At 66.8% G+C, this 9,669-nt stretch carries 1 protein-coding gene; it reads right to left on the bottom strand.

Annotated features, from left to right (window positions below; translation table 11 throughout):
* Positions 1–9,669: helix-turn-helix domain-containing protein (locus ACWDU1_RS23660; RefSeq protein ID WP_450001620.1), on the bottom strand; the 9,669-nt coding region annotated here is incomplete at both ends.

Here is a 9,669-nt window from a genome sequence, read left to right as displayed (position 1 = left end):
AGGCGATCCGGCGTGACCGTCGCCCGCAGCGCGCCGGGATCCTGAGGGCGCGATCCGATCGGCGCGTCTCGCCCGCTGTCTCGGTCCCGGCCGTATATGTCTGTGTCGGAAAGGATTTCCTCGCTCAGGCCACGGGCACCGTCCGTGATCCGGCCGGGCTCGGAAAACGTCACATCTACGATGAGGTGTTCCCCGTGGGGGCCCAGCAGGTGGTTGACGGTCACCTCGGTGAACCCCAGTTCACCGGCCATCTTGCCGGTGAACGTCCGGCGGGCGGCATCCTCGGGGGAGAGCTGTAGATCCTGCAGGTACGCGTTGAAGGTGTCGAGGTTGTCGGTGTGGCTGTCGCCCGCCGACCACGGGGCCCGGATGGCGCGTACCTGAGAGCCGATCTCGGACATCATGTCCCGGAACATCTCCTGACCGGAGGGTGTACCTTCCGCCGCGCCGATCTGGAACAGGAGAACACCCTCTTCATCCACCCATCCGTGGATGCCGTCGCGGTCACCGGCGCGGTAGGTGTTCGAGTACGTGGCAATGGCTTCATCGCCACGGCGAGCCAGGTATTCGGCGGGTGTTCCGTCCGCGGGAACGGGCTGCCAGGGGAAGTAACGGTTGCCCCACACCTCGAGTGCCGCGGTACGGGCCGATTCCGGTGCTCCCCGTGAACTCGATACCTCGTGGGGATACAGCTGCGCCAAGGTCGACCACACGTCTTCCGGCAACGGTCCGGCGATGGTGCGGGGCCGGTCGAAGTCCAGTGCCGCAGCAGCCCGGGCGGGCCGGTCGGGGATTCCGCCGGGATAGCGCTCGGGAAACCTGTCGGAGTCGTATCGGCCGAGCAGTCTGCCAAGAGCCTGTTCCGCCTCGGCCCGATCCGCCGGATCCACCGGTGAATACACCAGTGCGTGGGTCTGCTCGGCCGCGATCGACCCTGGTTCGAATTCGTGGAGCATGCCGTCGTCGGTGTCCGGATCGCGCACCTCGACGACTCGGCGGCCGTCGTAGACGAGCGTCCTGGCGCGTTCCACACCATCGATCAACTCGAGCACCACCGCGGTCTGCCCGGGAAGATCGTCCTGTATCAGCCGCTCGGCGATCTGATCGGTGGAACCCAGATCACGCAATTCGGCGCCCGGCGCGGCCAGCGCCGCGTGCGCGTCCTCGGACAGTGCGCTCAGATCTCGCGGTGGTTCGTCACGAGTGCCGTCTTCGCCGGAAACCGGCTTGCTCCCGATTCGATCACCAGTGTCTTCCGCAACTGTGCGTTGCTGCCACGGGGTGGGTGCCGGTGGCGCGGTGGAGTCGTTATTGCCGGTGCTTCGGCCGGGTATCGCGCCGATCGCATCGGTGGACCCCTCCCGCGAGCCGGTGGATGCCACAGCCGCCTCGAAAGCGGCGTCCGCCGACCATACGATCCCGGATTCGCCGAGCCATTGGGTGAGTATCTCGTGCACGATGCGAAAGGCGGCGACAGTTCGCTCTGGTTCGAGGCCGGGATCGAACCGCTCGTAACGAGCGGTTTCCGGTGTGTCGCCCCGGCCGAACTCGATCGTCAGTTCGCCCGGCTCGCCGAGAACGGGATGGACCACCGCATCGATCGACAAGCCGCCGTCGCGTGGGAAAGCGATGTTTTCGACCTCGAACCAGAATTTTTCATTGCCGCCACGCAGATGTTGCGCAACGTTCTTTGCGATTGTGGGCCTGTCCCGAATGGAACCGGAGTTCCGCACAAAGGTTTCCGCGGAGTATTCTTCAGTGCTGTCGGGTGGATTCCGCCAAGCGCCCCCAACGTGATTGTCGTCGAAATCGATGGATATTCTCGACAGGTCGAAGTTCTGGCTCAGCCGGTGCCGGGATTGGGCCCAGAATTTCGGAGACCTGGTTGCATGTTCTATGACCATGCCGCTGAAGAATCCGATCTTTTCCGGCCTTCCATCTACCAGGCGCCAGTATCCACCGCCCGCGACAATGCTCGGTCCCTCGATTCTGTGGTAAATACTCCGCTCGTTCTCATCGGCAAGGGTCGATATATATGAGTACAACAGGTTCGGATGTTCGGCGCTGCCGTCTTTCGTGGTGACGATCGATCCGTTTCTCAGTACGAGAAAACATTTATCGCCGCGTCCCGTTGCGAATGTCTTTCCATCGTCCCCCGTGAATGATCCATTCTCGTTCTCGCCGAGAACAACGATCTCGACCTGCCGCTTCCAGGAGTTGTCGACTTCGGGATGGAATTTCGGGACGATTTCTGCCCCGTCGTATTCCACTCGGCTCGGGTGAGCTCCGGTCGATTCGTTGTCGGATCTCGGTCGCGCGCCGATCGTATCGGCGCGGCCATGCGGAGACGAGGTGGGTTGCGGGCCGAGGTCGAAGTTCGGCGGGAGCTTGCCCAGCCACTCCTCGGCCAGCGAACGCGCCCACTGTTCGACGGCGTACTGGTTTCCGCCCGCTGCCGCGGCCGTGGTTCGCGCGTCGTCGTTGTGCACGAAGAACCGTTCGTACCGCCGCCGCATCGGCTCGGAGAGGCTCTCGGCCGAAGGACGCAGGATCTCCGGGGCGGATTCCTGGATCCTGCGGACCGCCGCCACCGCTTCCGCACCGATGAGCAACTCTCTGCCCGACAGCAAGGTGTTCAGACGCACCGCGATCCGGCGCTGGTGATCGGTCAGTGAACCCACTGATCGATTCAGGTCCGCCGCGAGTTCACGGACCGGTTCCTTGTCGACGAAGACCCTGGTGGCGACGTCTCTGTCCGCTTCCGGCAATTTCGGGATGAGCGCCGCGAGCCGCGCCGGTGGCGCCGCTCGTACGACCGAGAGCGCGGAGGGTTCACGCCGCGGCGCCGCTGCTGGTTCCTGCCGCGGTGCGCTCACCGCCGGCACCGGCGACGAACGCGGGCCCGGCGCGGCCTCGGAATAGTCGACGACGACCCCGGAGCGGATCGGCTGGTATCGGAGCTTGCGGGCCGCGGCCCGGACCGCGTCCCGTACGGCACTGTCGCCCACAGGTCGACCGGCGAGAATCTTCGCGACCATCGGCCGGGGTACGTGGCTCTCCCGCGCTATGTCGTCATGTGTGGCCCGGCGCAGGACACCGCCGCCGGTGTACCGGGCCGCAGTACCCGGTGGCAGCATTCCGGCCAGCAGGGTGGCGACCCGATCGATAGCACGATTGGCCGAGGACAGGGGTCGGCCCAGCGCACCCGCCACCTCGTCGGCCGATTGTCCACGCAAGAAGTAGCGGTCGAATACTTCCACCCGCTCCGGAGCGATTTCCGCGAGCCGTGCGCGGGAGCGCTGCAGCAACTGTGGTTCGGCAGCCGCAACCGCCTCCACCAGCAGCACGGTCGCCTTTCCGCCGCTGAGGTATTCGGTCTCGGCCGCGGTCGACTTTTCTGGCGTAGTGCGTTCGTCGCCGGGCTCCGGGGGGCCGGCGATTCTCTGATCGCGGGGCGGATTGCCGCGGTCTCGCCGGCCGAGGTCCTTGTTGATGTCTTCTAGAGTGCCGTCCTCGGTTCTGCGGTATCGGGCGGTGTGGATTCGGAGGATTGTTTCGTAGGGATGGGTGAATTCATCGGCGTCGATCACCCGGGGAATATGGAGTTTTTTCTCTGCGGATGATTTCGATTCGGCGTGCTTGATGTTGGTGTCGAAGATGATCGCCTGGCCGGGGCCGGTATTGACGATCGTGAAGACGTGCATGGTTTTGCCGCCGTCGTCGACCAGGACGTCCATCGTGTCGACCTCGGTCTGATCGGCATTTTTGACCTGGTCGATGAGCGGTCCGAACACACCGGGGGTCTGCGGGGCCTGCGAGGCCGTTGCTTCGCCCGCCGTATCGGTCGGGAGGTGGTATTCGACGAGTGTGCCCCCGGTGTATTTTTCGAGGGTTCTGTAGTTCCGTTTCCTGCCGCTGGGTGCGGTGGCGTCGTCCTTACCCAGCCCGTGCAGGATTCGGGCGGTCCGGTCGAGGCAGTCGTCGCGCAATTCCTCCCACCACTGGCGGCGAACACCGTTTTCCAGAGCGAGGGCCGCGGCGGTGGCGCCGGCGAACATACCGGCGGTGGCCAGGCCGGCTCCGGTGCGGCCGAAAGTCGCTACGGCCGGAATCACCAGTCCGGAACCGGCGATGGCGCTGACCTGATTGACCGTGTTGGTGATCGACCACCCCTGCCCCAGACCGTTGCCGGTGAGATTACGCAGGTAGTAGGCGAAATCGATATTGTTGAGCATGACCGTGGCGCCGGTCGCCGCCACGGAACCGGCGATGAGCCACTGATCGTCGGTGGCCGCCAGGGTGCCCGCCTGTATCATCCAGCTACCGAAGGTGAGTCCCAGGGTTCGGTCTTTGATCCATTCCCGGAAGGATTTCCACGCCTTCAGCGCCGCGCCGGCCAGCGCACCGATACCTCCGCCGGCCGCCACCATTCCGATGCTCTGCGGCGAATAGTTCGCCTCATCCATCAAGGCTGCCAGCTGCACCCCCAAGGCGCTGCCACCGACGCCCCAGGGAATCAGCAGGCCCTGGTAGTAGCGCATGTATCTGTCGTTCCACATCGTGCGCGCGATCTCGCGCATCGAGGGTCTTTCTTCCTTCGCCGAGCTCGTATCGGGCAAGCCGCGCATGGCTCGCCAATTGGCCAAACCCGTTGCCGTACTCGCCCACAAAGGCATGGCAGCGGAAATGTTGGCCATGACCGGCCAGGTGAATCTGCCGACCATGCCGCTGGAATGGCGGTCGATCATCATCAGCGTGTCGGCGGCTTTGCGTCCTTCCGGCGTACTGATCAGGGAGGGACCGTAAGCCTGGACGCCGGCGTTGTACACCGCGGCGGTCGCCGCCATGACGGTCCCGGCGCCGATCAGTGCCTCGGCGGTGCCGGGCAGGCCGAGCCCTGCGTACAAGGCGGTGCCGCCGGCGGCCATGGAGCCGGCCAGCCCCGCCCGCATCATCCACTGGCGGGCGTTCCGGTCGACCAGCATGCCTCCCGGCAGTGTCGCCGCCAAGGCCGCGGAGCTCATCAGTGCACTGGCCAATCCGGTCATCTCGACCGAACCGGTCGTCTGCTGGACGGCGTTGATCAGATAGGTCCCTGCTCCGGCGCTCCCCGCGCCCGCAACTCCCGACCACAGCACGAATTTCGTGAGATTCTTCTGCTCCTCCGTCCGCGCGGCCCGGCGCTCGCGGAACCCCCGCAGCAGCTCCCGCGCCGGCCTGCTGCCGATAGCGTCCCGCGGTCGCGCGCCTATCGCATCGGTGGATCCGCCGGAATCCCGGCCCGGCGGCTTATCCTGCGGATCCGGTGGATTCTTGGGGAACCGCATCACGACGGTCTTACCGGGCGCGCCGTAGGCCGCCAGTTCGTAGCCGAGCGTGGATGCGGTTGCCATGACGAGCACCCCGCCCCTGCCATGAGTGCCCTCGGTCCGGTCGGCACCGAGTTCGGGACCGTCCAACTCGTTCGCCATGAGGGCGTCGAGATCGATACCGTCCAGGAACGCGTCGGCGGCCGCGGGATCGTAGTCGTCGGCCGGGTCGGTCACGACCTCCGTGACCGAGGTGGCGGTGCGCTCGTCGGAGGTGTCGTCGTCGGTGAACTTCCAGCCGGGTGTACCGCGGGATTCATCGGCGATCTCCACGACCAGTTCGTCGCCCGCACCCTCGAACCACATCCGAACCCTGGCCCCACCCTCTTTCGCGTACATGTCGACGTTGCCGAATACCTCCGAAACCGCCACGCGGATCAGTTCGGTCCGGGACTCGTCCCAGTCCGCACGCCGCAGCAGATCGACCACCGAGCGACGCACGACACCACCACTCGGTCCCACCTCTTCACGGGTGAAGACGAGGTCGACTTCCGGATCGGGAACGGCGTGCAGCGGCCCGTCGGGTACCGCCGGTGTGGCGAGGGTGAACCGCCGGGTCCGGTCGCCGTTCTTGTGTATCTCCAGGCCCCAGGTGCGGGATTTCTCGTCGAATAGCTGGAGTAACCGCCCGGTCCTGGTCACGGTGACGAGCCCGGTGCCCTTGTCCGGCTGGTCCCGCTTCGGCGTGGCCCGGCTCCGGTCGCCCACCTCCACCGTCACCCATCGGGCATCTCCCTCGCCGCCCAGGGTCGTACGCACGCTCGCGATGCCCTCGGCCGTCTCCTGCATCGCGGTGACCACTTCGACGGCGGCCGCGGTCTGCGGTTCCAGCGGGGTGCCCGCCAAGGCCGCCCGCACCGAATCGACCTGTGCTTCGGACGCGAGAGCGGCAGCGGTGAAGTGGTCCTGTGCCGCGTTCAGATCCAACGGGCCGATTCCCAGTTCCCGGCCGAGGAGCCGGAAAGTGTCTCCGCTCGGTATTCGTTCCCCGCGTTCGATCTGGCCGATGTACTTTTCGCTCAGGCCCGTATCGTCTGCGACATCGGACCGTGCCAGACGATTGTGGTACCTGAGCGCGGTGAACCACAGGCCCTTTTCCACCGAGCTGTAGCCGGTCCAATCGATATCGAGCCTCGCGTGCGGAAAGAACCGTCCGGCGGCACGGCGGGTCATGTCGGCCTCGATGTTCAACGCATCGCACAGCGACAGGAACACAACGACACCGGGGTTGCGGTCGCCCGCCTCGATCGAACGGAGATGCATCGCGCTGATCCCTGCGGCCCGGGCCAGCTCGTCGCGCGATACGCCGTGGTCGTCGCGATGCGCCCGGAGCCACTGTCCGTGTTTTCCTGGGGCGTAGGCGGCCGGTGAGAGATCAGCCGCCGGTCCCGGAAAGAAGTGGCCGGCCGCGGCCTCGGTTACTTCGTGCCCGAGGTTCAATGCCTGACACAGCGACCGGAAGTCGGCGACGACGGGAACGACCTCGCCCCTTCCGATCGAACTGAGATACTTCGCGCTCGCGGCGCTGTCGTCTGCCAGCTTCGCCCACGAGATGTCGCGGTCGTGCAACATCGCCGCGAGCCAGCGCCCTGGTGCGCCGACCGGATATGCGGCCGGATCCAGATCGAAGTCGGCGTCCGGATAGAAATCGCCCGCGGCGGCCAGCAGCTCGGATCTCGGCACACCCAGCGCCCGGCCGATCCGTACGAAGAGCCCGGGCCGCGGCCGCGTACTGCCCTGTTCGATCCGGCTCAGGGTGCTGCGGTCGACTCCCACCGCTCTGGCCAGGTCGGACGCGGTCATATTCACTCCGTCACGCCGACCCTTGTCGTGACGCCGCGCGGTGATCCACTCACCCCGCGCACGGTTCGACGTCGCCGCGGTGTTCGACGGCGGATCGGCCGGGTTCTCCGACGGAAGCGGCCCGGGCGGCCGGCTCCCGAACCGCGCGCCGCCGCGCCGGCGCGTGCCGTCGGCGGTGCCCGGCCGAACCGGCGCGGGCTCACCGAGGCCGGGCCGCCCGTCGAACGCCGCATTGATTTCGTCCACCATGGCCGGCGTAACCACGACTTGCCGTGACGGGGGCAGGATCTCGGCCGACGGCGCACCCGGGTGCAAACGGGGAACGAGGTTGCCGTCCCGATCGAATTCGATGGTTTCGAACCGTCGCTGGTCCACCGATAACCGGTTGAGGTATACCTGCTGCTCACGGCGCCATTCCTCGAAGTCCGCGGCTTTGTTCAGCAATGTGCGGCGGTTTCGGAGGTCGGCGGGGCCGTAGTCGGTATCGGCGTGGCGGTCCGGTGACGCGGCCAGGTCGACCACGACCAGGTTCGGATCGTCGACCGAGGTGCTGTCGTTGACCAGCAGTACCATATGGTCGTCTGCTTCGACACTTCTTCCCGCGGCCCGGGTGTCTTTCCATTTGTAGACCAGCACGGTGATTCCACCGGGCCGGGATTTCAGCGATTCGGCCACCTGGTCCAGCGATTCGGCCGGCGCCAGGCCCGCGCCGAATATCTGGCGTACCGTCTCGCGGTCGTGGCCCTCCAGGTTGGCGGCGGGCATCCGGAAGCCACCGGCGTTGCCGGGGCACAGTACGCGCATCCCGGTCACTGCGTTGTTGACACAACTGTTGGGACTGCGGCGATGGATCTGCACGACCGAATCGAGCAGCGCCGCGAGTGCCAGATACCGCGACGCCGCGGCGACGATATCCTCGGCTGCTCGTTGTCCGGCATCCTGGATCCGGGCTACCGTGTCCTGGATATCTCGGCTCGCCGGCCCGGAAACCAGGTCGGCCCCGTCCGGGATGTCCCGGCCCGTCGCCGGCCCGGAATCCTGCGTCACCGCCTCCGGGGTCTCCCGGCCCGGTTGCCCGGAATCCCGCACGGCCTCCGCCGCGTTGTCGCGCGTATCGGCCGGTCCGGAATTCGTGCCCGTCAGGTGGTCACCGACCACTTCGCCGAGTATGTCGCGGGCGAGGGCAGGGGTGATGGATGCGGCGGGATAGCCCAGCGCCGCGGCGAGGGTATCCCTCGCTTCGGTCGACCTGGGTTCGAGTACGCGCATACCTTCGGCGCCTTCGATATCCGCGATCGGCACACCGAGTTCGGCGGCCAGCCGGTTCCGCAACGGTGTCAGGTGGTCCAAGGCCTGTTCATCGGTGAACAGGGCGCGTTGCAGGGCTATCGCGGGTGCGGTCGCCTCGACCTGTTGCCGCAGCGCCTCCACCGCGGCGGGCGCGATACCGGAGCGCTCCAGCAGTTCGCGAAGCGGCTCGACGGCACCGTCGCGTTCCAGTGCGGCGATCCGGTCCTCCATGGCCGGAGCCGGGAGCCCCAGCAGCCCGGCCAATCGTGCCGTCCGGTCCGCCGGCTCATCCGGGCGGTCGAAGTCGACGCCGTCGCGGTAGTGCCCGGTCTCGGTCTCGGCGAGGGTGAGGACGGGCAGGGCGGTGGAAAACGCGTGGTGCCGGATGAACTCGGCGGTCGAATGCCGCAGCGCGCGCTGTTGTAGTTCGGGTGTGAGCTCACGGACGGCGTTGTTCGCCGCGACGAGCCTGTCGTGGGTCTGCGGGGTGGGATCGACGGCGTGGGCGGCCACGGCCTGTTCGTAGTGCACCACGGCTTCACGGACCCCGCGCAGGTGCATGGCATTGCGGATCAGCTCGTCCTGGGGCGACATCACCACCTGCGCGCTGCCGCGGTCGCCGTTGCGTGCGGTGCGGTTCTTGGCCTGCTCGTGGATGTAGGACTGCTCCGGTGCCTCGGTCATCCACACATGCATGCCACCCTGCGCCTGCACGGCATCGGATACCGAGATATCGACGCCGCGCTGGCCCTGCCGGTTGATCACCAGGATCTTGCCCTGTTCGCCGGCGCTGTCGAAAACTCGCTGCAGCTGCGCTTCCCAGTCGGCACCCCACCCGATGATCCGCCGCGCGTCGACCGCTTCGATCGCGTCCCGGGGCACTCCCGCGCGCACCAGCGCGTCCACCTGCCGCTCGACCAGATCGTTGCGATGACACAGGATCTGCTGATACCGGCCCTCACCCCCGGCCCGCATCTCGTTCGCGTACTCCGCGATGGTGCGCAACTTGGCGTGGGTGCTTTCGACCACATCGGGGACGCCCTCCACCAGCCGGTGCGTCTGCGACCGCCCGACCTCGTGCGCCGGCTCCAGGCCGTATATCTTCTGCAACACCGGGTTGAGGTCCGCGAGCGTGCCGGATGCGCCGGTCACCTCCTCGAAGAACTCGCCGCCCGCGCGGTAGATCTCGACCGAGTCGATACGTTTG

This window comes from Nocardia sp. NPDC003345 (assembly GCF_053589395.1).
Note: the sequence above shows the minus strand (reverse complement) of the source record. Positions and strands in the feature narration are given on the sequence as shown.